General features: G+C 43.8%; 21 protein-coding genes and 1 tRNA gene. 2 read left to right on the top strand and 20 right to left on the bottom strand.

Annotation, left to right across the window (positions count from 1 at the left end; translation table 11 throughout):
• Window positions 1-34: 34 nt before the first annotated feature.
• A complete protein-coding gene (locus AB4482_RS08260; RefSeq protein ID WP_017071752.1) occupies window positions 35-1669 on the bottom strand; it encodes an ABC transporter substrate-binding protein in 1635 nt (544 codons plus the stop codon).
• 500 nt (window positions 1670-2169) lie between these two features.
• Between AB4482_RS08260 and AB4482_RS08255 the strand changes: the two genes are divergently transcribed.
• A complete protein-coding gene (locus AB4482_RS08255) occupies window positions 2170-2949 on the top strand; it encodes a hypothetical protein (RefSeq protein ID WP_017071751.1) in 780 nt (259 codons plus the stop codon).
• A gap of 117 nt (window positions 2950-3066) precedes the next feature.
• Here the strand turns inward: AB4482_RS08255 and AB4482_RS08250 are convergent, their stop codons facing one another.
• From AB4482_RS08250 to AB4482_RS08225, 6 genes are all read right to left on the bottom strand, one after another.
• The gene (locus AB4482_RS08250) at window positions 3067-4320 is read right to left on the bottom strand and encodes a D-amino acid dehydrogenase (RefSeq protein WP_136973585.1); all 1254 of its coding nucleotides are present in this window, start codon (window positions 4318-4320) and stop codon (window positions 3067-3069) included.
• 225 nt (window positions 4321-4545) lie between these two features.
• Window positions 4546-5472, bottom strand: coding sequence for a LysR family transcriptional regulator (locus tag AB4482_RS08245; RefSeq protein ID WP_017063521.1), 927 nt, complete (start codon window positions 5470-5472; stop codon window positions 4546-4548).
• A 250-nt stretch (window positions 5473-5722) separates the two neighbouring features.
• Complete coding sequence (gene gltS, locus AB4482_RS08240; RefSeq protein ID WP_017062061.1) at window positions 5723-6937, bottom strand: sodium/glutamate symporter; 1215 nt, start codon at window positions 6935-6937, stop codon at window positions 5723-5725.
• A 254-nt stretch (window positions 6938-7191) separates the two neighbouring features.
• A tRNA-Ser gene (locus AB4482_RS08235) sits at window positions 7192-7282 on the bottom strand.
• 180 nt (window positions 7283-7462) lie between these two features.
• The gene (locus AB4482_RS08230) at window positions 7463-7912 is read right to left on the bottom strand and encodes an L-alanine exporter AlaE (RefSeq protein ID WP_017062062.1); all 450 of its coding nucleotides are present in this window, start codon (window positions 7910-7912) and stop codon (window positions 7463-7465) included.
• Window positions 7913-8160: 248 nt separating this feature from the next.
• Window positions 8161-10614 (bottom strand): hybrid sensor histidine kinase/response regulator, encoded by a 2454-nt coding sequence (locus tag AB4482_RS08225; protein ID WP_017062063.1) that lies wholly within the window; start codon window positions 10612-10614, stop codon window positions 8161-8163.
• 171 nt (window positions 10615-10785) lie between these two features.
• Here AB4482_RS08225 and AB4482_RS08220 point away from each other — a divergent pair, with 171 nt between their 5' ends.
• Complete coding sequence (locus AB4482_RS08220) at window positions 10786-11355, top strand: UPF0149 family protein (RefSeq protein ID WP_017062064.1); 570 nt, start codon at window positions 10786-10788, stop codon at window positions 11353-11355.
• Between the two features lie 75 nt (window positions 11356-11430).
• Here AB4482_RS08220 and AB4482_RS08215 read toward each other — a convergent pair whose 3' ends face one another.
• The 13 genes from AB4482_RS08215 to cydA form a co-directional block, all read right to left on the bottom strand.
• Window positions 11431-12462 (bottom strand): potassium channel family protein, encoded by a 1032-nt coding sequence (locus tag AB4482_RS08215; RefSeq protein ID WP_017063519.1) that lies wholly within the window; start codon window positions 12460-12462, stop codon window positions 11431-11433.
• Window positions 12463-12637: 175 nt separating this feature from the next.
• Window positions 12638-13699 (bottom strand): quinolinate synthase NadA, encoded by a 1062-nt coding sequence (nadA, locus tag AB4482_RS08210; protein ID WP_017062067.1) that lies wholly within the window; start codon window positions 13697-13699, stop codon window positions 12638-12640.
• Window positions 13700-13908: 209 nt separating this feature from the next.
• Window positions 13909-14691 carry a tol-pal system protein YbgF gene (gene ybgF, locus AB4482_RS08205; protein ID WP_017072257.1) on the bottom strand — a complete coding sequence of 261 codons (783 nt, stop codon included), beginning with the start codon at window positions 14689-14691 and terminating at the stop codon, window positions 13909-13911.
• A gap of 33 nt (window positions 14692-14724) precedes the next feature.
• Window positions 14725-15267 (bottom strand): peptidoglycan-associated lipoprotein Pal, encoded by a 543-nt coding sequence (gene pal, locus AB4482_RS08200; protein ID WP_017062069.1) that lies wholly within the window; start codon window positions 15265-15267, stop codon window positions 14725-14727.
• A 113-nt stretch (window positions 15268-15380) separates the two neighbouring features.
• Window positions 15381-16733 carry a Tol-Pal system beta propeller repeat protein TolB gene (gene tolB / locus AB4482_RS08195; protein WP_372132248.1) on the bottom strand — a complete coding sequence of 451 codons (1353 nt, stop codon included), beginning with the start codon at window positions 16731-16733 and terminating at the stop codon, window positions 15381-15383.
• A gap of 12 nt (window positions 16734-16745) precedes the next feature.
• Window positions 16746-17813 carry a cell envelope integrity protein TolA gene (gene tolA / locus AB4482_RS08190; protein ID WP_372132245.1) on the bottom strand — a complete coding sequence of 356 codons (1068 nt, stop codon included), beginning with the start codon at window positions 17811-17813 and terminating at the stop codon, window positions 16746-16748.
• Window positions 17814-17826: 13 nt separating this feature from the next.
• A complete protein-coding gene (tolR, locus tag AB4482_RS08185) occupies window positions 17827-18270 on the bottom strand; it encodes a protein TolR (RefSeq protein WP_017062072.1) in 444 nt (147 codons plus the stop codon).
• A 3-nt stretch (window positions 18271-18273) separates the two neighbouring features.
• Window positions 18274-18957 carry a protein TolQ gene (gene tolQ, locus AB4482_RS08180; protein WP_017062073.1) on the bottom strand — a complete coding sequence of 228 codons (684 nt, stop codon included), beginning with the start codon at window positions 18955-18957 and terminating at the stop codon, window positions 18274-18276.
• Window positions 18947-19384 (bottom strand): tol-pal system-associated acyl-CoA thioesterase, encoded by a 438-nt coding sequence (gene ybgC / locus AB4482_RS08175; protein WP_017067533.1) that lies wholly within the window; start codon window positions 19382-19384, stop codon window positions 18947-18949. The genes tolQ and ybgC overlap by 11 nt, the downstream gene beginning before the upstream one ends.
• A 172-nt stretch (window positions 19385-19556) precedes the next feature.
• Window positions 19557-19859, bottom strand: a complete 303-nt coding sequence (gene ybgE, locus AB4482_RS08170; protein WP_017067532.1) for a cyd operon protein YbgE — start codon at window positions 19857-19859, stop codon at window positions 19557-19559.
• Window positions 19852-19959, bottom strand: coding sequence for a cytochrome bd-I oxidase subunit CydX (gene cydX, locus AB4482_RS08165; protein WP_000270284.1), 108 nt, complete (start codon window positions 19957-19959; stop codon window positions 19852-19854). The genes ybgE and cydX overlap by 8 nt, the downstream gene beginning before the upstream one ends.
• Before the next feature lie 31 nt (window positions 19960-19990).
• Window positions 19991-21127, bottom strand: a complete 1137-nt coding sequence (gene cydB / locus AB4482_RS08160) for a cytochrome d ubiquinol oxidase subunit II (RefSeq protein WP_017067531.1) — start codon at window positions 21125-21127, stop codon at window positions 19991-19993.
• 13 nt (window positions 21128-21140) lie between these two features.
• Window positions 21141-22727, bottom strand: coding sequence for a cytochrome ubiquinol oxidase subunit I (gene cydA, locus AB4482_RS08155; protein WP_017062077.1), 1587 nt, complete (start codon window positions 22725-22727; stop codon window positions 21141-21143).
• Window positions 22728-22929: the final 202 nt, after the last annotated feature.

Genomic DNA, 22929 nt, shown 5'->3' with positions numbered 1-22929 from the left:
CTACAACCTAAGCTGTAGCCCTCTCAAAAATAACTTACTTAAGGTGTAGATTGTTGAGAATTATTACTCTCTTACCACCGTCGTACCATACTGGCTGTACGTATGGGTCTTTTTCACTTGGCCAACCAACAATATGTTTAGTACTGTATTGGAACCAAGTTGGGTTAGAAAATAGAGGGATAAAGGGAAGGTTTTCAGCCGTAAATTCCTGAAGTTCACTCAACACTTTCTCTTGCTGCTCTGCATCACCAATTTTGCCGAAGCTGTCGATCAATGCGTCGATTTCTGGTGAATTAACACCGTGACCAGCATGCCAAGTTTTTCCGATTCGAGACGTTGAGAAGTACTCTTGGTACGCCAAGATTGGATTTGTCGCGACCATTGACCAGTTAATTGACATGGTATATTTGCTTTCTTTCAAATTGCTGTCATATACCGCCCAATCCACAGTCTTAACGTTTGCTTTCACACCCACTTCTTCAAAGTATTCAGATACCATCTGAACCACTTGGATCCAGTCGGTCCAACCGTTTACAACCTCGATATCAAACTCAACCGTTTCCCCGTTTGCTTTGTCGCGGAATCCATCACCGTTTTTGTCAACTAAGCCCGCTTCATCAAGTAAAGCGTTTGCTCTTTCAACATCGTACTTAGTTAGATAACCATATTTCTTAGATACATTTTTATCAATGTGCGTTTCGTATAGCTCACCGATGCCACCAGCATTGAAGTTTGCGGTCGGATAACCGTAAGCAGCAATATCAACGATGGTTTCACGATCAAGAGCCATAGAAAGTGCTTGTCGTACTCTTAGGTCATCAAATGGCGCTTCTTTGGTATTTACGTAAAGGTGGATAGCATCATTCGCTGGATACCAAAAATGGTTATTTTCTTTATCCATATCGACAAATGTTGACTCAACGTCAGCAATAAAATTTGAACCCCAATCAATCTCACCTTTGATTAAGGCAGGTTGGATCTGAGAGTTGTCATTGTAAGAACGGAAGTTGATGCAATCTAAATAAGGTCTATTTTCTAAATAGTAATTTGGGTTTCGGCACAGCTCCATCTGTTGCGGTTTAATGTATTTAACCGTCGTCATTGGGCCACTACCTACCGGGTTAAGGTTGGTAAACGTTGTCAGCTCTTCAACTTTCGACCAAATATGCTTTGGTACAATATGGTAACGCTCTAAGTTCCAAGCAAATGTAGAATCCGCTTCCGTCAGCTCAAACACGACGGTTCGCGCGTCAATAGATTTGATTTCTTTTAAATTACCTGAAGACCAAATACCTTTCTGGTCAAAAGCTGGTGCCTCTTTAGTCAACATAAAGCTAAAAACAACGTCGTCTGCAGTTAACTTTGAACCATCAGACCACTTCAAATTCTCTCGTAACTTAAGCGTCAATGTTTTCAGGTCAGTTGAATACTCAACCGACTCAGCCAGGCGATAATCAACATCACCTGTCATGTTGTTGAATACGACCAATGGCTCAAACATTACCCCATGCAGCAAGTCTTTAGTTGTATAAGGGTTAAAGTTTTCAACAAAGCCAGTATTGATAATTGGCACCGTTAGTGTGCCACCCTGCTTAACTTCATCTGCTTGTACAGAGGCTCCGAATAAAGCTCCAATGGCGAGCGAAGCAATCAATGTCTTTTTGTGCATCACGTTGTCCTTTTAATGATAATAACCAGAAAGAAAGCGCTTTCTTTTAACTTTAAAAAAGGGGGGTGTTTTCGTATTCACTATCGGCAACTCGCATCAAGAAACCGCTTTCTTTAGGTGGATAATAAGCCGATAGAATGATTCTTCAACTTACATTTCGGTGAAACGAACCATAGATCACAAATTTAGAATAGATTGAGAATAGAAATACACAACAGTGCCATTCGTCACATTAATTGTTCACTAACACGAAAAACAATTTAAAAACAATAAGTTAAAATTCACTAATGGTACCCCCATGGTCTTTCCTAATCGTCGAACCTCTAACCCATCAATGAACTTATGTGCTTTCTTTAAAATAGCCTTTCCGTGGCGATTCTCAACATACATAGACTGTATCTATGTATGATTCTCTCAAAAACAAAAGAAAGCGCTTTCTTAGACGCTAAACCTATGTCAGCATACCAGTCATAAAATGTAAGTTCCCCCTTAGGACAACTATGTTTAACTTTTGGAATGGCAATAAATCAGGTAAAAGACAGCACTATGAGTTGGAGCTAATTCATAGCTTGTTGAATTGGGATCCGAACGAACCTATTGTCGTTCACAGCGATAATACAGACTTTCCAAGAGCTGAGGATGAAGGAAATATATTCCGCAAGAATTATGATGTACTCGTCACGGTGGCGGGAAACCGTAAATTTGCTGATAAGCCTGCAATCAAACTCAACTCTCCAATTTGTAAAGGCTTATTAGGACACCGTATCCTGATAATTAGGGAACAAGATCAACCCACATTCCATAATATCAACAGCAATAAACTGAAATCACTTATCGCTGGAATTCCTGCGACATGGGCTGATGCTGAGCTGTTTAGAGCAAATGGATATCGAGTACTAGAGCAAGGAACGTTACCAGAGATTCTGAAACTTCTCTCAGATAAAAAATGTGATTATGTGTCACTCGGAGCCAATGAAGTTGAAAGCATATACCAAGAACATACCTATTCCCTGGATGGGTTAGTCATAGAAAAAAGTATTATGCTTTATTACCCTCTTCCTCTGGTCTTCTATGTCCACCCAGACAAGGCTCAACTGGCTCAATTACTTGAGGACAAACTGCAAGACTACAAACTCAGTGGTGATTTCGAGCTATTGTTTAACCAACATTTCGGGGACGTAGTGAGATCCATTGGATTAGAACATCGCAAAGCTATTAACCTCGTAAATAAGGAGCTACCGCCAGAGCTAAGATCATTTAAGTCTCAAGTCATCTCGTGATTATAAATAGAGGAGACTTAAAACCATGCACCTAGATTTACAACATTAGGTGCATCCGCTTCATGCTCCTAATGTCGATATCATCAAACCATAGGCAAGATAACTAACGGCTTGCTTTTACATATAGCGGTGGATACTCAAGTCATCAGTTTTTATATCACTAGCAGAGCCACTGACCACGCTTGCCAAGATCTTTCCTGAGCCACATGCCATTGTCCAACCTAGAGTTCCATGGCCTGTATTGGTAAATAGATTCTTGATAGGCGTCGCGCCGATTATAGGCGTACCATCCGGAGTCATCGGTCTTAACCCTGTCCAGTATTCTGCCTTAGAGAAATCCCCCGCCTGTGGGAAAAGATCTTTTATCACCATATCAATCGTGGCTTTACGTTTTTCAGGAATAAGATAATTGAAGCCAGCAAGCTCTGCCGTCCCTGCAATACGAATTCGGTCATCGAAACGAGTCATCGCTACCTTGTAGGTTTCATCCATTACTGTAGAGGTCGGCGACTTATCTGCACTCACGATCGGAAGTGTTAACGAATACCCTTTGACTGGATAAACCGGGATTGATAAATCCACTTGCTTGAGCAGCTCACGAGAGTAGCTTCCCGAAGCTACCACATAAGCGTCCGCTTTGAATTCACCTTGAGTTGTCGTAATGCTCTTTATGGTTTGGTTCTGATGATTCAAACTTACCACTTCAGTATCAAACACGAACCTAACACCAAGTTGCTTGGCCTTCTCAGTCAGCGCTAAACAGAACTGATGACAATCACCGGTTTCATCGTGTGGTAAATACAGGCCGCCCACCAGCTTGTCTTTAACGTCTGCTAAACCAGACTCCACTGACAGACACTGTTCAACATCAAACAGCGAGTGTTCGATTCCACTCTCTGTTAATAGCTTCATATCCTGCTGAATAGCATCGAGTTGCTTCTCGCTTCGGAATACTTGCAAGGTGCCTTTCTGCCTGCCCTCATAAGCCAAATCTTCACTGATTCTTAGATGAGTCAGGCAATCTCGGCTGTAGTTAGCGACTCGTAACATCCGCGATTTATTCTGTGCGTACTTGGCTTCATTACAGTTGGCGAGCATCTTAGTCGCCCAAGACATTAACTCTGGAGAAAGAGAAGGCTTCACTTTAAGTGGCGCATGTTCTTGGGTAAGCCATTTCATCGCTTTCAAAGGGATGCCCGGTGCCGCCCATGGTGATGAATAACCGTAAGAAATTTGCCCGGCATTCGCAAAACTGGTTTCTTTGCCACTGCTATCTTGACGATCAATAACCGTGACCGAGTGACCTTCTTTTGCCAAGTACCATGCGCTGGTCAATCCAATAACACCACTGCCAATTACAATAACTTCCATTATCTTCCCCTAATGCCTGACAAAGCCAAATCTGTCGAACACAGCTGTCAGTCTAAAACTCGTTTCGTTAATAATTTGTAACTTATTCCGCATGTGTTGACTTAACAATAGAGGTGGCATTGACAAAACATCAATTCGACTCGAAAACAAATCCAGCAGTTTGGAAGTGTGATATTGGCGGTATTTGAAAGCTTAGGTAGGAGTCGCTAAGTAAACTGATTAAGCCTAGATATTGTAAGCGTCATGACTCAAGAAAGTGGCGTTCTCGAGTAAGAAATCTAACAAGGTTTCCGCTTGTAGCGTTAGTGCACGGCCTTTCAAAGATTGAACCTTAACCGTCGCCTTCGATAACATCTCCAACTCGGTCGCAACCACTTCAATCTGCCCTGATTTTATCTCATCGATCACGGTGAGCTTGGGCATAAAGGTGACGCCCAACCCTGCTGAAACAAAGTTTGTCAGTGCAGTGACCGAATTGGTTTGTAGCTTTGGCTGCAAGGTAAGATGGGAAATTTGTTCAGCCTGCTTTACCAGCCTCCCCATGCCGGTCGAGTTATCGATCAAGGCGAGAGAAGCGTCTTGAATATCTTGCATTACCACTGGTGCTTCTTTCATCGTAAGGAAGTGCCCCTTCGGAGCAATCAATTCGAGCGGATGGCTGCGTTCAACGTGAGAGTGCAGTTTAGGATGTGGTGCAGACGCATAGGTTATCGCAAAGTCTATCTGTTGATCTTCCAACATCTTGACTGCATCCAATGCCCCTGCGATCTCAATAGAAAGATTGATATCAGGATAACGAGTCATGAAGGTTTGCATCGGTTTAGAGACCAAGTTAGTAATAAATCCTTCTCCAATCGCGATGCTAACATTACCGCCCTTGAGGTTTTTAAGCTTGGTTAGTCGAGCAAGCACTGCCGCCTCTCCACGAACAATGGAGCGATAGTAGTTCAACAGTTCGTTCCCCGCCTCAGTCAGCAGAGATTGGCGGTTGTTGCGCTCCCATACTTTCATTTCCGCTTGCGCTTCTAACTGTGTCAGCATTCGACTCATCGCGGCAGGGTCAACGTTCATCATCTTAGATGCCTTACGTAACGACCTGTATTTTGATAACGCGTTTAAGTACTCGAGAGCACGGATATTAAAGTGGTGCATTCAACTTCCTTGTAATTCAACTGACACTTAATCAAGCGTCTCACAAATTTGCTGCGAACATATATCCCAATTTATCAAGATCGTAATTGCTCTTACTAACTTGTGCACCGAGTCACTTCAAGGCATTACATCAAAGGTTGATATACGTGTATTTTTTGCTGTAGATAACACAAAGGCGACAACTTTCGTCATCGCCTTTGTGGTCATTATCCCGATGTAAACCTCAAGCAGTCAATAACCGGTCACTTCACTACAGACCAACAAAGAAACTGATCACCAATGCGTTGATCAAATCAACAAAGAAACCACATACTAATGGCACCACAATGAATGCTTGTGGGCTTGCGCCATATCGATGAGTTACTGCGGTCATGTTCACAATTGCTGTTGCGGTCGAGCCTAGAGTGATACCACCGAAGCCTGAACATATCACCACAGAATCGTAGTTTCTTCCCATCAAGTAATAAACGACAAACACAGTAAACAACAGGGAAAGCAAGATCTGGATACTCATGACAACAGAGATATAGCCAAACAGTCCATCGAGATCCCAGATACGCAACCCCATCAATGCCATGGTCAAGAACATGCCTAAACAAATATCAGAGATCATCGCTAAGCCTTTGCGGCCTTGAGCGATTTTCTCTTGTGTACGACGTTTCTTAAACAGTGCGCGACCAACGTTTCCGATTAGGATACCTGCGATCAAACAGCTAACGAATAACGGCAGTTTTAGGCCCATCGAGTCGATAACTTCACTCAAGCTGTAACCCAGCATTAGTGTTAAGTTAAGAATCAACCACGCCCACAGAACGCCGTAGTGGCTAAGCTCTGTTTTTGTTTCACTCTCTTGGAATGCACCAACCGTAACCTCTTCTTCATTAGAAGGGCTTACTTTGTGTTTATTGAGCAGGTAGTTCGCAATCGGACCACCAATCACACACGCTGCAATTAAACCAACCGTGTTTGAAGCGACACCAAGTTCGAGCGCGTTAGCAATACCAAACTCTTCCACAAACATTGGCGCCCAAGCTAACGTTGTGCCTACGCCGCCTATCAAGCTAACAGACCCAGATAGCAAGCCTGCTTTCGCATCCATTCCAAAGCCAGAAGCGACTGCCATTCCGACTACGTTTTGCAACACGATAAAAATGGCAGCAAGACACAGTAGGATGAACAACGGTCGCCCGCCTTTAATCAGTGTTTTAATATCCGCTTGGAGCCCGATGCCAGCAAAAAAGTAGAGAAGCAAAAAGTCTCTGACATCTAGGCTAAAAGTGATTTGGATTTCAAAAATATAGTAAAGCGCCGCTACGGTCGCTGCGCAGACAAAGCCACCAATCACAGGCTCTGGCAGTGAATACTTTCTTAATACTTCAGATCGCTCGATCAAACCTTTACCGATAAACAGTAATGAAATCGCGATCGTAAAAGAGAGCATTGGAGAAACTAGGGTTTCTGTCATGAGGTTATGGATTCCTAATAGTTAGATTATTCATAATATTGCGTACTATTAATAATCTAGGTTCACGCCAAAAAATCAAGCGATTATCTATGATAAAAACACCTAATATGGTTAATTCTGCGACGGTATTAATAGAGATTATAACTATAAAGCAATGATTAAAGGAACGGATATTAGGGAGGTATACAGATGAGGTGGGATATAGAGGCTCTAAAACGAGAAAACCCCAGCATTTCTGCTAGGGTTTTGAATAGTGGTGGAAGGATGGGGATTTGAACCCCAGATACGCTATAAACGTATACTCGCTTTCCAGGCGAGCGCCTTAAGCCACTCAGCCATCCTTCCACAAATTGTGTGTTGAGCATGTCACTCAACGAGGCGCTACTTTATTGATTCTGCTTGCTTTGGTCAAGGGGCATTCTCAAAAAAAGTGCCTTTTTCGGTTTGTTCGATTACAAATTAACTCATTAGATCAAAAACAAACCAAATTTCATTCTTTCGCTGCACTTACGCTTGTTGCTTTTCTTAAGCTTGTTGATAGTAGCCAGGAACTCGAAACCATTTACGACACATATCGAGGAAGTAGCCGTAAAGTACGCCCATACCGCACGAGATAACTGCATTACTGGTGACAGCCGTAACGATCTGGTCGCCTGAAGCACCCACTGCCAACAAAATACCCGCATACACTGGAGACTGGAATAACACGTATGCCATCAAATCAGACAAGTTTTTCATCAATGAGCTTTCTGAAAGTTTTGCACCATTGCGTAAGAACCAATCACGAAAAACGCCATAAGGCCAAGCGATAGCAATGTTTACAGGAATAGATAACGTTCGAGAAGCAAGAGATTGCTCAAACGTCATACCAGAAATAAACACTTCTACGATCATGCCAGAAATAAAACAGAAAACGACCATAGCAAATGTATCCGCAGCTGCGTTTCGAATACAAAATGGACCACGAGACTTCATTGACGACAAACCTAAAATATATCACTGCTTAATTAGTGATTTAGTAACATATAAACAAGGCACATATGCACCTCACCAGATAATGTCGCTATTAAATCACAAGATTAGTAGTCATACACTCCAAATTAAAAATCAAGTTGTAAATTAACAACCAAAAACCACTTTAAAAGCAGTCACTTTCACCAAAAAATCCAACCAAGGTCAAATATTGGACAGTTCGTCATTTACTTACCGTAATTAAACAACATTTAAGCCATAGGTAGATTTACAGTAATGATATTAATGACATCTTGTGTAGGTGGTGATCCTAAAGCAACCTGCTCTAACGCTTTATCGACTTGTTCAGTAAGTTCCGCGTTGTTCATAGCTTCAACGTGGACACGTAGGCTCTCTAGTGCAAATTGAATCAGTTCTAGGTTGTTGTCTTCTAGCGCCACATACAACGTCACTAACAGCTCTTCAGTGTTATCTTTGTTGCGAAGATCAGGTTTAGGCAGTGACTCGCTTTTACTTTTCGAATCGTGTGGTTTTACGTCTTGGCTTTCGAGCTCATCCGCTTTTACTTCATGGTATTGATAAAGCTTATTTGAATAGCGGAACAAGGCATCATCCAGTTCACGCTCGTCAATCGGCTTAGCAATAATATAATCCACACCTGCCCCCAACATACGCTCACGAGTCTCTTTAAAGACATCAGCCGTACAACCAAACACCAATACCGATGACACATCGCCTATCAAAGCACGAATAGCAGTGGTTGATTCAACGCCATCCATCACAGGCATATGGTTATCCATGAGCACCAAATCAAAGCGCTCAGCAACCACGGCTTGTATCGCAAGTTCACCGTTTTCGACGCTCTTACAGGTAAAGCCTTTACTGCTCATGAAGGCTTCAATGATCACCGTGTTAGTTCGGTTGTCCTCGACGATCAGTACCTTTAAGCCAGAGTAGTCCAACTTCTTATGTGGCAAACTCTCGATTTCTCCTGGCTGACATGGCTGAATCTTCAAGCGAACATCAAAACTCGTGCCTATCCCTTCTTCACTGGTGACGGTAATACTGCCATCCATCAACTGGGCAATTTTCTTCACAATCGCGAGGCCAAGGCCAGTACCGCCAAAACGCCTTGTGGTCGAAGACTCCGCTTGTTCAAACGGTTTAAAAATACGCTTCTGAGCTTCTTTAGAAATACCAATTCCGGTATCACGAACTCGAATGCTCAGATAGGTGTCACTCCCCTCTACAACTTCTTTCAGGTACACCTCAACAAAGCCTCTGGAGGTGAACTTCACCGCGTTGTTCAATAGATTAAACAAAATTTGGCGAAGGCGAGCTTTATCTGAGAAGTACCAACGACCCGAAGTCACCTCAGAGTACACTTTGAATTGAAGCCCTTTCTCGGAAGACAATGTGTAGTAAACACTGTTAATACTGCCGATGATCGAATCAAGCGGGAAACGCGTTTCATCAAGATCCAACCTGCCCTGCTCGATCTTCGAGAAGTCTAAGATCTCGTTGAGTAGAGTCATCATATGATCGCCGGACTCATACAAGCTCTTAAGATGCTTCTCTTGTTCAGAATTTAGAGGCGTTTTTAATAGGATTTGAGCGGTACCCAATACCCCATTCATCGGAGTGCGAATTTCATGTGACAAGGTCGCAAGGAAAGCGGTTTTTGCATTGGTGGATGCCTGAGCTTTAACCTTTTCCGCTTCGAGATAAATGGTCTTTTCGTTGAAGGTTTTAATCAAATGGCCGATTTCGTCATCACTCGAGTAATCCACATCAATGATTTCGCCGGCTTTCGAACTATCAACCTGTGCTGCAATCCTTGTGATTGGACTAATCAAATAACGGTTCAATAAGTAATACCCCGCCATGACACAAAGTAGCAATAGCGGAACAATACCGCCTTCAATGCTCATCACCTGACGAAACACTTCGTCTTCTACTCGTGATTTGGAGTTCACCACATCCACTTGCCAGCCGAAATCACCAAATTGATTGCTACTGATGTAAATGCCTTCAACGAGATTAAAGTTATGCGAAACCAACACTTGGTTAAGCTTATCTCTGAGCGTAATGCCAAGGTTGTATTCTTCGGCGTGGTTCTTGATAAAACCAAGCAGCTCTTCGAGCGAGAGATCCACCGTGGCAACACCGGCAAAAGTACCGTCGTAATAATAAGGGGAAGACGCCGTAATCATTCGAACGTGTGTGTATGGATCGATATACACATCGCTCCAAGAGATCGTGCCTTGTTTTTGGTTGACGACAGAGGTGTACCAATACTCTTCTTGATAAGGGGCATTTTGGGGGTTGTTGTAAGAATATATCTGGTCGATTATTCCATCGTCGGCTTTATTAAAAAAGTAACTGTTGAGAAGCTTTTTAGAATCAAGCGCATAAGGTTCGGGCCAAATACCGGCACTGACAATCGTATCGTCGCTCGCCGCCAACATGGACTTAAAGAGCGGAATAACATCATCACCGTTACGATGCGCTTGAGCAAACCCAACGAGACTGTCTACGAAGCCTCGAGAACTACTGAGTGGCTCTGTAATCAATGCGGATAACAGTTGCGTACGCAAGTCGAGGTTTTGTTGTAATTTGGCGCGCACAGGGGATTCTACGACGTAATACGTCACACTACCGACAATGGCAATAAACATCGCAAGGTATAATCCAAGCGCTACCATGCTTTTTTTCTTTAAAGACGACCGTATCTGCATAATTCTTTTATTGTTTTCTTTTCTGTTAAACCTAGTGTTTATCATCCATGACATCAAGCCTTTTTAGATTGAAGCTTGATTGGCACAAGTTCATTGGTACTATAAGCGCAAATATGTTCCCTTTTACGGTACCTCACTTTGACTTTACAAGATATTCTTGCGCTTCCAGAGTTGGAAGGAAAGCTAATCACAGAACACAAAACAATGGGCTTTGTCACTGCAATGGCAGCGGCACCGAATGTGTTAACCCCGCATGAGTGGCTACCGTTCTTATGGGGTGGCGAAGAAGTCGCACCTTTTACGGATGGTGAACAGCTAGAAAGCTACATTGAAGTTATCATCGAGCTTTGGAATAAAACCCGCCCAGAACTGATTGAAGGGACTTGGGTTTGGCCTGAAGCTTGTCAATTAGACGACGAAGAAGTGGTGAACACTGCCGCTCGTGATTTTTGTGAAGGCTTGCTTCAAGGCTGGCAGATTGCTCGCGACGATTGGGAAACACTAATGCCTGAAGAGAGCGAAGATAACGCACTCGTTGGCGGTGTCCTGCTGTCACTGAGCATGCTTTACGATCCAGAAACGTCAATTGCTACGCTTGCAGAGCAAGGCATCGAAGGCCTAGAGCAGTTCGAAGAGATCTTTAACGCTGTTCCTGTGATGCTTTGCGGACTAACGCAGCGTGGCATTGCACTGGCTGAAGCTCAATAACAGTTAGCTTTATACAAGCTAAAAGGCCTCATTATGAGGCCTTTTTTAGTTTTCAGACGAAATAAAATAGTCGCTTTAGAAGCCTTTCCAATCGAAGTCATCAATTCGCTCATCAGCAATATAAAACAGCTTAGTACCACTGCTGACCACTTGATCTAACTCTGGGTTGAGTTCAATACCGCTCCCCGTATCAATGGCGATCAGAGTTGCTTGATACTTCTCTTTAAACACTGAGAAAATAGGCGCGACGGTGACAGACTCAGCGTCTTCAGGGAAATACGTTGAATACTGTGTCATACCTCTTGTTGAGCTCAATAATTCTTGGTGAAGCGCACTGGAACCTGGGTCTACCGCAGCCTTTGCTAGCATCTCAGCACCCACAGCCGGAATACATTCAGAGTTTGGACAATGTTTGTGTAGCAGGTCGCTCAGCGCTTCATCTTTAAAGTAAACAAGAAGGTGCGCTTTAGGGTTTCGGTTGGCACAGTAAAGCGCCGCAGATAACGTAATGTCGTCTTCTGGGTTATCAATCAGGATGCAACTTGCAGACTCAATGCCCGTTTTCTCCATCTCTTTGCCATCGGTGTAGCTGTTTACTTTGACGAAATTGATTTCACCGGGTAACGGGTTCTCGATATCTGAACGCGTACATAGCACGATTGGTCGTTTACCCGTTTCTTCGTGTTGTAGCATGCGGATGAGATGAATGGTTCTTTGCTCATTCCACCCCAACATCAAAATGTGGTTGTCCACTCTAACTCTCCTTTTTCCTAGCAAGCCCGCTCGCCAATATTCAACACCTTCTGTCGCCACTTTACCGAGCAACGCGGCAAAAAGGCTCAACCCGCCTGGAATCACAAATAGAATAACGATCCACTGCCCCGCTACCGTGGTCGGTGATAAATCACCATAACCAACCGTAGAAGCCGTCACCACCAAGTAGTAAGCGAATACGGTAACCGAACTGGTTAAATCTGTTTCACCCGCCAAATACAGCATCGACCACGATAAAGCGATGTAGCCAAGAAAAGTGAACAGTAAGTTTTTGCCATTCAAAACAAAGATGTTTGCTTTGATCCAGCGTTTGAGTTGTAACCAGATTATCATTCGAGCCTCTAATCTTTTCCTCTTACTTACATGCTAGAAAAAATACGCGATATCAACAAGATGTATCATCAGAAAAAGATACATGACCACAAGATTGATATTGGCGGCCTATACGCAGATACAAAAAAACCAGCACTAGTGGCTGGTTTTTTTATTGGTTAGATAAAAGAACGACTTACGCGTTACCTTTTACCTGCACATTTAACTGCTCTGCAAAATCTAGCATGCGGTTCAATGGAATAAGAGACTTCACGCGTAATTCGTCAGAAACGAAGATTTCGTGTTGCTCACCACCATTCTCAAGCGCGTTTTCAATCGCTTCAAGGCCGTTCATTGCCATCCAAGGACAGTGTGCGCAGCTACGACACGTTGCACCAGCACCCGCTGTCGGCGCTTCAATCAGCTCTTTTTCAGGAACCAATTGCTGCATCTTGAAGAAGATGCCTTTGTCTGTCGCAACAATCATCTGTGGATGAGGCAGCTCTTTTGCTTTCTTGATCAGTTGGCTTGTTGAGCCTACAGCATCAGCCAGTTCAACCACGCTTGCTGGTGATTCTGGGTGAACCAAGATAGCCGCTTCTGGGTATACCGATTTCATTTTCTTCAAAGCATCAGCTGAGAACTCATCATGAACGATACACTCACCTTGCCAAAGCAACATGTCAGCGCCAGTTTGATTTGCGATGTAAGAACCTAGGTGACGGTCTGGCCCCCAAATAATGGGTTTGCCTTCAGCGTCTAGGCTTTCAACGATTTCTAAAGCGATGCTCGACGTAACTACCCAGTCTGCACGAGCTTTAACAGCTGCAGAGGTGTTCGCGTATACAACCACAGTGTGGTCAGGGTGAGCATCACAAAATTCTGTAAATTTGTCAGCTGGGCAGCCAAGATCAAGCGAACATTCAGCTTCAAGTGTTGGCATTAAAATGCGTTTTTCAGGAGTAAGAATCTTTGCAGACTCACCCATGAAACGAACACCAGCGATGATCAAAGTGCTTGCTGAGTGACGGTTACCGAACTTAGCCATCTCTAATGAATCGCCAACGAAACCACCAGTTTCTTCTGCCAGAGCCTGAATTTCAGGATCGGTGTAGTAGTGTGCAATTAGAACTGCATCTTTTTCTTGAAGTAGTTTTTTGATGTTTGCGATGTGGGCCTGTTTCTGAGCGTCGCTCAATGGAACTGGCTTAGGCGGAAACGGGTAAACTGTATCGATTTTATCTAGTATATGACTCATTGCTCTTGCTCTACGCAACTTCTTCCGAGAATCCGAGTATTCTACACAGGACAGCGATTGGGATCAAAAAGGATTGGTTGCAAGCGGTGACTAGCTAATGCTTAAAACGCATAAACAAGGCGATGTGTTGTCATCACTAGCAAGAGAAGTAAACACTAAACGGAAGTGAACAGGTATAAAAAAGAGGCGCCTAAGCACCCCTATTTTGGTTATAAGTGGGTTTTGGCCACTTTAGCCGAAGCACTGTTTGGGTGCTCGGTTACGACTTGTTGGTAATATTTCTTAGCTTGCGTCGCGTTGTTGTTGCGCGCTGCTATGTCACCAAGCTTAACCAGTGCATCTGCTCGCTTGTTTGAGTCTTTGTACGACACAACAGCAGCGAAGCTCTTCACGGCTTCTTTATCTTGCTTCTTAGCGAAATAAAGCTGACCTAACCAGTAATGTGAGTTAGGTGTGAAGGTAGAATCTGGGAAGTCTTTTTGAAACTTTTGGAATGCAGCGATAGCACCCGTGTAGTCTCGTTGCTTTAGAATCATATCTACAGCATTTTGATAAGCAGTTTGCTCATCCACATCAGTACTGAACGTACCAGAAGCGTCTTTAGAGCCTTCGCTCGCCGCCACTGCTACCGTTGCTGTTCCTGCTGCTTTCACCTCGCCTCTTACGCGATCCAGTTCAATGAACAGTTCACGCTGACGCTCTAGCATTTGCTTCATATCGTAGCTGTTTCGTTCCAGCTCACCACGAAGTTCACTGATCTCCAGTGCCATGTCGTCGATTTGCTGTTGCATTTGAAGCTGAACGAGATTGCGATTTTGAAGCAGGCGCTCTAAACGCTCAATATCTGATTCGTTAGATGCTGATCGAGAGGAAGATGATGAATTGGTTGCGGTGCTATTGAGATCGGATACTGGAGCTGGTGCAGCGAACGCGGTGTTCGCTGCACTTGCCAGTAACGAAAGCAAAATGACTCGCTTTGTGTTACTGAACATGAGGCAATTCCTCAATTATATAGTCTACTAAAATTAGTAAACTAGTACTGCGCGACGGTTTTTAGCGTACACATCTTCAGATTGACCTAGAAGAAGTGGCTTCTCTTCACCGTAGCTTACGATAGAGATTTGGTCAGCTTGAACACCTAGAGCTTGTAGGTATTTCGCTACAGCTTGTGCACGACGCTCGCCAAGTGCGATGTTGTACTCAGGAGTACCGCGCTCATCAGCGTGACCTTCGATAGTAACGTTCATGTCAACGTTCTTAACTAGGTATGCTGCGTGAGCTGCTAGCATTTCTTCGTAATCGCCAGCGATAGTAGAGTTATCGAATGCGAAGTAGATTGTTTGAGTTTCACGTAGCGCTTGCTCTTTAAGCTCTTGCTCAGACAGTTGACCGTTAGCGTCAATTGGCGTTACAACAGTTGTGTCTACATTGCCTTCTGAACCTGAAGTTGTTTGGTTGCTTTCAGTACCAGATGTTGCAGATGTTGCTTCATCAGTTGAGCTACATGCCGTTACTGCCATCACTGGTAGTGCAATCATCAAGCCTTTAAGAACTTTGTTAAGTTGCATCTTTTTTTCCTTACGTTATCAAACTTAGTTTCTACAGCGACTAAGAGTGCTATAGATAGTTAAATGCCACAATAGTTAACACTATCAATAGCTAAAAGAATATGTAATTTTCCCTAGAGGAACGGTGACCATGCAGGCGCTCTTACGCGTCCGTTAGTTGCCGGTAATCTAGCTTTAAAACGTCCATCGATAGAAACCATCGATAGTACATTTGTTTTGTTGTAAATAGAGCTATAGATAACCATACCTCCATTCGGTGCAATACTTGGAGACTCATCTAACAATGTTTTTGTTAGTACCTGAACCGCACCGGTTTCCAAATCTTGCTTAGCCAAGTTAAAACCTGAGTTGCTGCGATTCACCATGATCATGAATCGACCATCAGGAGTGATCTGGCCACCTAAGTTTTGGCTACCTTGCCAAGTAATACGAGAAGTCGAATTATTGGACAAATTTACATTATAAATCTGTGGTTTACCACCACGATCCGATGTGAAAATAAGAGACTTGCCATCTGGGTGCCAGAATGGTTCAGTATTATTCGAACGGCCGCGGGTAATTTGAGTCAGCTTACGGCTAGCAAGGTCAAGTGTGTACACCTGAAGGCTGCCCGTTTTCGACAATACCAATGCCAATGTTTTACCATCTGGCGAGAATCTTGGCGCACCATTGTGACGAGGGTATGACGTCACTTTCTCACGTTCACCCGTGTAAATATTCATGATGAATATTTCAGCTTGGCCATTCTGGAAGCTCACATAAGCTAGCTTTTTGCCGTCTGGTGACCATGCTGGAGACATGAGAGGCTGCTTAGAACGAAGTACTAAACGCTCGTTAAAGCCATCGTAGTCAGCAACACGAAGTTGATACGGGTACTTGTCTTTATCGTTCACTACCACGTAAGAGATACGAGTTAAGAACGCGCCTTTCTCACCAGTTAGCTCTTCATACACTAGGTCTGAGATACGGTGTGCGTACTCTCTCAAGCGCTTGCCAGGAACCGTAGCCTTCTTGTTGAACAGCACGTGATCTTTAGAAAGAACCAATTGACCTTCATCGCTTAGTGCACGGCTTTGTCCTTTGGTCAGTTGACCACGAACAATGTCGATCAATTGGTAATTCACCACATACTGCCCTTCGGCATTTTTAGTGATACTACCGGTAAGCAATGAGTCAACACCTAGGTTAGTCCAAGCATCAAAGTTAACCTCAGTTTCGCTGTAAGGCGTTTGAGGCATTTTGCTTGTCGCAACTGGGCTGAATTTACCACTGCGCTGTAAGTCAGAAGCGATAACCGCTGATACATCGTGTGGCAATGGCTCTGAGCCTTCCCAACGGAAAGGTACAATAGCGATAGGTCTTGCAGAGTTAATACCGTCTGTAATAACCAGCTCCAGCGCTGCATGTGCAAACTGGCTGCTTGTAGCTATTAAGAAAACAAAACTCAGTAATAGTTTCTTTAACACAAGTTCGTCCTTTTACTCTGGTGATACAGTTAAGTTAATGTCTTTCAGTGAGTTCACAATGTCTGGGTCTTTAGGCAACGGGTAAGATTGTACTTGTGCCACCGCACGCTTGGTTGCTGCACATAAACGGCTATCGCCATCTAAGATACTCAAACTACCCAATATCGCGTTAGAGCCCGTTGGAATCAGCTTAAGGTTCACTCGACATGAGCGTCTTCGATAGCTGTCTTCTAACAACAGGTTCTGTTGAATCAGTTGGGTATAGATAGCCCCGTAACGTTGCGCTTCATCAGTGATAAATTGTTGTCTTGCTGAAGAGTTTTGAGTCGCTTCCGTTTCAAGCCCAGCAAAGATATCGTTCAATGCGGCTTCTTGTTGTTTACGCTCTTTTTCTGCTTTTGCTGCAGCTTCTTTTGCCTTACGGGCTTTCTCTGCTGCGGCTGCCGCTTCTTTCTCTTTCGCTATGCGTTGCTTTTCCGCGAGTTCAGCGGCTTCTTTCTCTTTACGAGCTTTGTCTGCTGCCTCTTTCGCTGCTTTTTCTTTTGCCACGCGTTCTTGTTCAGCTTTTGCGATTGCCGCTTCTTTGGCTTTACGCTCGTTCTCGGCTTTCACTAACGCAGCTTCTTTTAGCTTACGGTCAGCTTCGGCTTTAGCGGCTTTCTTTTGCTCTTGCTGTAAACGCGCTTCTTCAGCTTTGCGTTGTTTCTCTTTCTCAACTCGACGCTTTTCAGCTTCACGAGTTGCTTTAGCTTCTTTCGCTTGCTGTTCTTTTAGCTTGCGAATATTTTCTTCTTCAGCTTTACGATTCTTTTCAAGTCGTTCGCTTTCACGTCTTAGTTTGTCAAGACGCTCTTGCTCTTTCTTGCTTGCCGCTTCTCTTTGTTGACGAATCTGTTGAGCTTGCTGGCGAACCAACTGAGGATCAATCACCACTGCTTGAACCATCTGCCCTGTAGGCTTTGGCTCTGACATCGTGAAATCCGCCCCCCAAATGAGCGCAACGAATAAAATGACGTGCAGCCCAAGAGAAATAAGAAGCGGTGATCTGAAATTATTGGATTTTTTATTATTCGCTTTCATGAATGCTACGGAGCTATTCCCTTATATCCGTTAAAAGGCCAACCTTTGGCACACCTGCACGGCTTAATTCATCAAGTAATAAAACCACTTCAGCGTATGGCGTTGCGGCATCACCACCAACCGCCACTGGAGAGTTTGGCTTCAGAGACAACTCGGCTTTCACACGGACGATAATATCTTCCATTGATAAGCCACGCTGTACTTCTTCGTCATTAACGCTCAAGCCAAGTTCACCGTCTTTGTTCACTTCAACGATGATGAAACTTGCATTGTCGTCACCCAGTAGGTCTTGTGCCGATTTAGCCGTTGAAGCCTGAGGCAATTCAACGTCAACGCCTTGAGTAACAAACGGCGAAGTCACCATAAAAATGATCAGCAAAACAAGCATAACGTCGATGTAAGGTACAACGTTAATCTCTGCTGTCATTTTGCGTTTTTTAGGTTGGTATCCAGCCATCTATTATTCCCTGCCAGCCATCGCTTGACGGTGAAGAATACTGTGAAACTCTTCAGAGAAAGTCGCGTAGTTGTGCTCTAGCTTGCCTACTCGGCTGCTGAAGCGGTTGTACGCCATTACTGCTGGAATCGCAGCGAATAGGCCCATTGCTGTTGCGATCAGTGCTTCTGCAATACCAGGGGCAACCATTGCGAGCGTCGCTTGCTTCACTTCACCTAGTGCGATGAATGAGTGCATGATGCCCCAAACCGTACCAAATAGGCCGATGTATGGGCTGATAGAGCCAACGGTCGCCAAGAAAGGTAAGTTAGTTTCTAGTTCATCGACTTCACGAGCAACGGCAACGCGCATCGCACGGCCAGTGCCTTCCATGATGAAGTCAGGTGATGTTGCATTCGATTTACGAAGGCGAGCGAACTCAGTAAAGCCTGCGTAGAAAATTTCTTCAGTACCAGAAAGCTCGTCTTTGCGTTTGTTGCTCTCTTGGTACAGTTTTGCAAGATCAACGCCTGACCAAAATTTGTCTTCAAACACTTCTGTTTGTTTAGAAGCTTGAGATAACACTTTACTTCTTTTTATGATCATCGCCCAAGAAACAACAGACATGCCCATAAGAGTCAGCATGACCATCTTAACTAGTAAACTAGCTTCTAAAATTAGGCCTAAGATTGAGATTTCAGCAGTCACTATTCGTTAGCTCCGTGAGAATAAATGTTGGCATTGCTTTGGGTTTCATTTTTTGATTATCGATACATGCTACCTTAACCATTGCTTTACACAATGCCTTGCCATCAGGATTTACGATCTCTTGACAGAAGACCAAGGTAGCTCGCTTCAACTCGTAAATATTTGTAATGACTTGTAAAGAATCATCAAGACGCGCGCCTTGAATAAAATCAATGTCCATATGTCGGACTACAAAACCGATGTTTTGTTCTAACAATACTTGCTGAGAAACGCCAATTGAGCGCAACATCTCAGTTCGAGCGCGTTCGAAAAACTTAAGATAGTTTGAATGGTATACAACGCCACCCGCATCGGTGTCTTCGTAATACACTGTCACTGGCCACGTAAATGGCTTAGATAATCCCTGCAATTTGATACCACAATCCAAAACGATAAAGATTTCACTATAACCTAACTCCTTATCATTAATAGTATATCGCTGTGAATTTTTTGATTTGAGAGACGAAAAAAAAGGCCATCTGTATAAGATGACCTCTTTTTGGCTAAAAACCCAACAAGTATAAAGGTTCACGTTGTTATGAACCTAAATCCTTTGCCTTTTATAGAAGGCGCAGCGTCGTTAGGTAGAGCAAAATTGTGAGTGAAACATATGGGCTAAACAGTAGCTGCCACATCCAAGCTCTTGGCTTAAATCCGATACCGTAAACCATGCTTGAGCATACTGCCCAAATGAACATTGGCCCGATGATCGCGTTAAAGCCACCGATGCTTGTCGCATACGCTTCAGGATCCCACATCACTAAACCCACATGCATGAAACCCAATACTAGGGATAAGGCTCTAAGCAGAGTCTTATCCATTGGTTGATGCAGCTTAGCGATTTGCTCTGCGAGATTACTCACTGTCTTTGTCCATCATTTCTGAATGCTCTAGCCATAGAGCATTGATGATGCCGAATGCACATGCTAGAAGTACACCCAAAATCCATGCGAAGTACCACATAAAATTTCTCCTAAGTTATTTCACTTCTAGCTTAGTAAGCTGAAACGTCGTTATCTTCGATGTGTTTCTTATCTAGACGACCGAACATTTTGTAGTATGTCCAAGTTGTGTAGCCAAGAATCACAGGAACCATTACCGCCGCAACGACAGTCATAAGACCAAGCGTTAGCTCACTCGCTGTTGAATCCCACATAGTCAAGCTTTGGTTAGGGTTCAGGCTTGATGGCATTACGAATGGGAACATTGCAAAACCAGCCGTTAGAATAACACCAGCGTTCGATAGGCTTGAGAACAAGAATGCGAAACCACCACGCTCAAAGCGAGATGCAATCACAGCAAGCAGTGGCATTGCTACACCAAGGATCGGCGCAGCCCACATTGCTGGATAAGTTTCGAAGTTTGTCATCCAAGCACCCACTTGAAGTGATACTTCTTTGTTTAGTGGGTTTGAGTCAGCAAACGTATCGATAGTGCTCGTAATTACATAGCCTTCGATAGATTGAACCCAGAAACCACCAATAACGAATAGAGCAATAGCAATTAGGCCAGTGATCTGAGCAACGTTACGAGCACGAGCGTGCAGCGCTTCTGTTGTCTTCATTTGAAGCCATGTTGCACCTTGCATCACGAACAACATCAGAGCCAACACACCACAAAGCAATGCAAATGGGTTAAGCAGAGCGAAGAACGTACCATGGTACTTAGACATCATAAATTCGTTCAGTTCAAATGGAACACCTTGTAGTAGGTTACCAAATGCCACACCGAAAATGATTGGTGGTACTGCGCCACTAAAGCAAAGTGCATAGTCCCAAGTTTTGCGCCATTTTGGATCTTCGATCTTAGAGCGGTAGTCAAGTGCAAGTGGACGTAACCAAAGCGCTGCTAACGTCGCGTACATTGCGAAGTAGAAGCCAGAAAACGACGTTGCGTAAACCAGTGGCCATGCAGCAAACAATGCACCACCCGCAGTGATAAGCCAAACTTGGTTACCATCCCAGTGAGGGGCAATCGTGTTTAGCATAATACGACGTTCAGTGTCGCTCTTACCGATAACAGGTGACAGAGCGGCAACACCCATATCAAAGCCATCAGTTACGGCGAAACCAACCAGTAGAACACCGATCAATACCCACCAAATAAGTCGTAAGCTTTCGTAATCAAACATAATATTCCCTCACTTATACTTCAACTGAACGGCTAACTTTGTCTTCAACAGAGTTATCGTTTTGTTCGAAGTGGTAACGGCCTGTCTTCAAGCTACTTGGACCTTTACGTGCGAATTTCAGCATTAGGTAAACTTCAGCAATCAAGAACACTGTGTAAAGTGCCAGGATAGCGAATAGAGAAGTCCAAAGCTGTTCAATAGTCAGTGCTGATGCAGCAACGTTAACCGGTAGGATTTCACCAACCGCCCATGGTTGACGACCAAACTCAGCAACGAACCAACCTGCTTCAATCGCAATCCAAGGAAGTGGGATTGAGAATAGCGCAGCTTTAAGTACCCATGGTTTCTGTTCGATTTTCTGACGACACGTTTGAACAAACGCAGCACCGAATACAAACAGCATGATGAAGCCACAAGCAACCATCAGACGGAATGACCAGAATAGAGGCCAAACTGTTGGGATAGAATCATCCGCAGCCATTTGGATTTGGTCTTCAGTTGCATCAACAACGTCGTCTGTGTAGCGCTTAAGAAGCAAGCCGTAACCTAGGTCACCTTTCACTTCGTCGAACGCAGCCATGTTTTCTTCAGACTTATCGCCTGCACGTAGCTTTTCAAGCAGCTCGTACGCGTACATACCAGTACGGATACGATCAACGTGGTCATCACGTAGGTCACGTAGGCCCGTTACTTCAGTATCAAGCGAACGCGTTGCGATGATACCCATTACGTAAGGAATTTTAATTGCGTAGTCAGTATTCATTGTCTCTTGGTTTGGAATACCAAAAACAGTAAATGCGGCTGGTGCTTCTTCAGTGTGCCATTCCGCTTCTACAGCAGCGAGCTTCACTTTTTGAACTTCACCAAGCTCGTAACCAGATTCATCACCTAGTACGATTACTGACAAGATCGCCGCCATACCGAAAGACGCTGCAATCGCGAAAGAGCGACGAGCAAAGGCAAGGTCACGACCTTTAAGAATGTAGTATGAGCTGATACCAAGGATGAACATTGCACCCGTTGTGTAACCAGAAGCTACTGTGTGTACGAATTTAACTTGTGCTACTGGGTTTAGTACAACTTCAGCGAAGCTCACCATTTCCATACGCATAGTTTCAAAGTTAAATTCCGCACCCACTGGGTTTTGCATCCAGCCGTTTGCTACCAAGATCCAAAGCGCAGAGAAGTTAGAGCCAAGTGCTACTAACCAAGTTACCGCTAAGTGCTGACGCTTTGACAGTCTGTCCCAACCGAAGAAGAATAGGCCAACAAAAGTAGACTCTAGGAAGAATGCAACAAGCGCTTCGATAGCTAGCGGAGCACCAAAAATGTCGCCAACATAGTGAGAATAGTAAGACCAGTTAGTACCAAACTGGAACTCCATGGTTAAGCCTGTCGCTACACCAAGAGCAAAGTTAATACCAAACAATTTACCCCAGAACTTGGTCATGTCCTTGTAAATTTGCTTGCCAGTCATTACATAAACTGACTCCATAATGGCAAGTAGAAATGCCATACCTAAAGTCAGTGGAACAAATAGGAAGTGATACATCGCTGTAAATGCAAACTGCAATCGCGACAGATCAACAACATCAATCATGGTAACTCCTTTGTGTCGGCTGAATGACACTTGTGTGATTATTCACCGCAAAAATCCATGTTAAAACAATTTATGTAATTGTTATTACAAATTGAAATTTGTAGCAAAAACGTACCGTTATAGTTAGATTATTGTTAAGCATGAGCTAATATAGCTGGCGCTAATATTACTGGTAAAATCAGTATGTTTCAAAAGGTTTATG

The organism is Vibrio sp. 10N.222.55.C7 (genome assembly GCF_041473335.1).
Lineage (GTDB): Bacteria > Pseudomonadota > Gammaproteobacteria > Enterobacterales > Vibrionaceae > Vibrio > Vibrio crassostreae_C.
This window is presented reverse-complemented; position numbering and strand designations above follow the sequence as displayed.

Excerpts from the sequence above, each read along its gene's own strand:
- ybgF (WP_017072257.1), bottom strand. The coding sequence starts at position 14,691 with ATGTTCAGTAACACAAAGCGAGTCATTTTGCTTTCGTTACTGGCAAGT.
- tolR (WP_017062072.1), bottom strand. The coding sequence starts at position 18,270 with ATGGCTGGATACCAACCTAAAAAACGCAAAATGACAGCAGAGATTAAC.
- gltS (WP_017062061.1), bottom strand. The coding sequence starts at position 6,937 with ATGACAGAAACCCTAGTTTCTCCAATGCTCTCTTTTACGATCGCGATT.
- cydB (WP_017067531.1), bottom strand. The coding sequence starts at position 21,127 with ATGTTTGATTACGAAAGCTTACGACTTATTTGGTGGGTATTGATCGGT.
- tolA (WP_372132245.1), bottom strand. The coding sequence starts at position 17,813 with ATGAAAGCGAATAATAAAAAATCCAATAATTTCAGATCACCGCTTCTT.
- AB4482_RS08225 (WP_017062063.1), bottom strand. The coding sequence starts at position 10,614 with ATGGTAGCGCTTGGATTATACCTTGCGATGTTTATTGCCATTGTCGGT.
- nadA (WP_017062067.1), bottom strand. The coding sequence starts at position 13,699 with ATGAGTCATATACTAGATAAAATCGATACAGTTTACCCGTTTCCGCCT.
- AB4482_RS08245 (WP_017063521.1), bottom strand. The coding sequence starts at position 5,472 with ATGCACCACTTTAATATCCGTGCTCTCGAGTACTTAAACGCGTTATCA.
- pal (WP_017062069.1), bottom strand. The coding sequence starts at position 15,267 with ATGCAACTTAACAAAGTTCTTAAAGGCTTGATGATTGCACTACCAGTG.
- cydX (WP_000270284.1), bottom strand. The coding sequence starts at position 19,959 with ATGTGGTACTTCGCATGGATTTTGGGTGTACTTCTAGCATGTGCATTC.
- cydA (WP_017062077.1), bottom strand. The coding sequence starts at position 22,727 with ATGATTGATGTTGTTGATCTGTCGCGATTGCAGTTTGCATTTACAGCG.
- AB4482_RS08230 (WP_017062062.1), bottom strand. The coding sequence starts at position 7,912 with ATGAAGTCTCGTGGTCCATTTTGTATTCGAAACGCAGCTGCGGATACA.
- AB4482_RS08215 (WP_017063519.1), bottom strand. The coding sequence starts at position 12,462 with ATGATAATCTGGTTACAACTCAAACGCTGGATCAAAGCAAACATCTTT.
- AB4482_RS08255 (WP_017071751.1), top strand. The coding sequence starts at position 2,170 with ATGTTTAACTTTTGGAATGGCAATAAATCAGGTAAAAGACAGCACTAT.
- AB4482_RS08250 (WP_136973585.1), bottom strand. The coding sequence starts at position 4,320 with ATGGAAGTTATTGTAATTGGCAGTGGTGTTATTGGATTGACCAGCGCA.
- AB4482_RS08260 (WP_017071752.1), bottom strand. The coding sequence starts at position 1,669 with ATGCACAAAAAGACATTGATTGCTTCGCTCGCCATTGGAGCTTTATTC.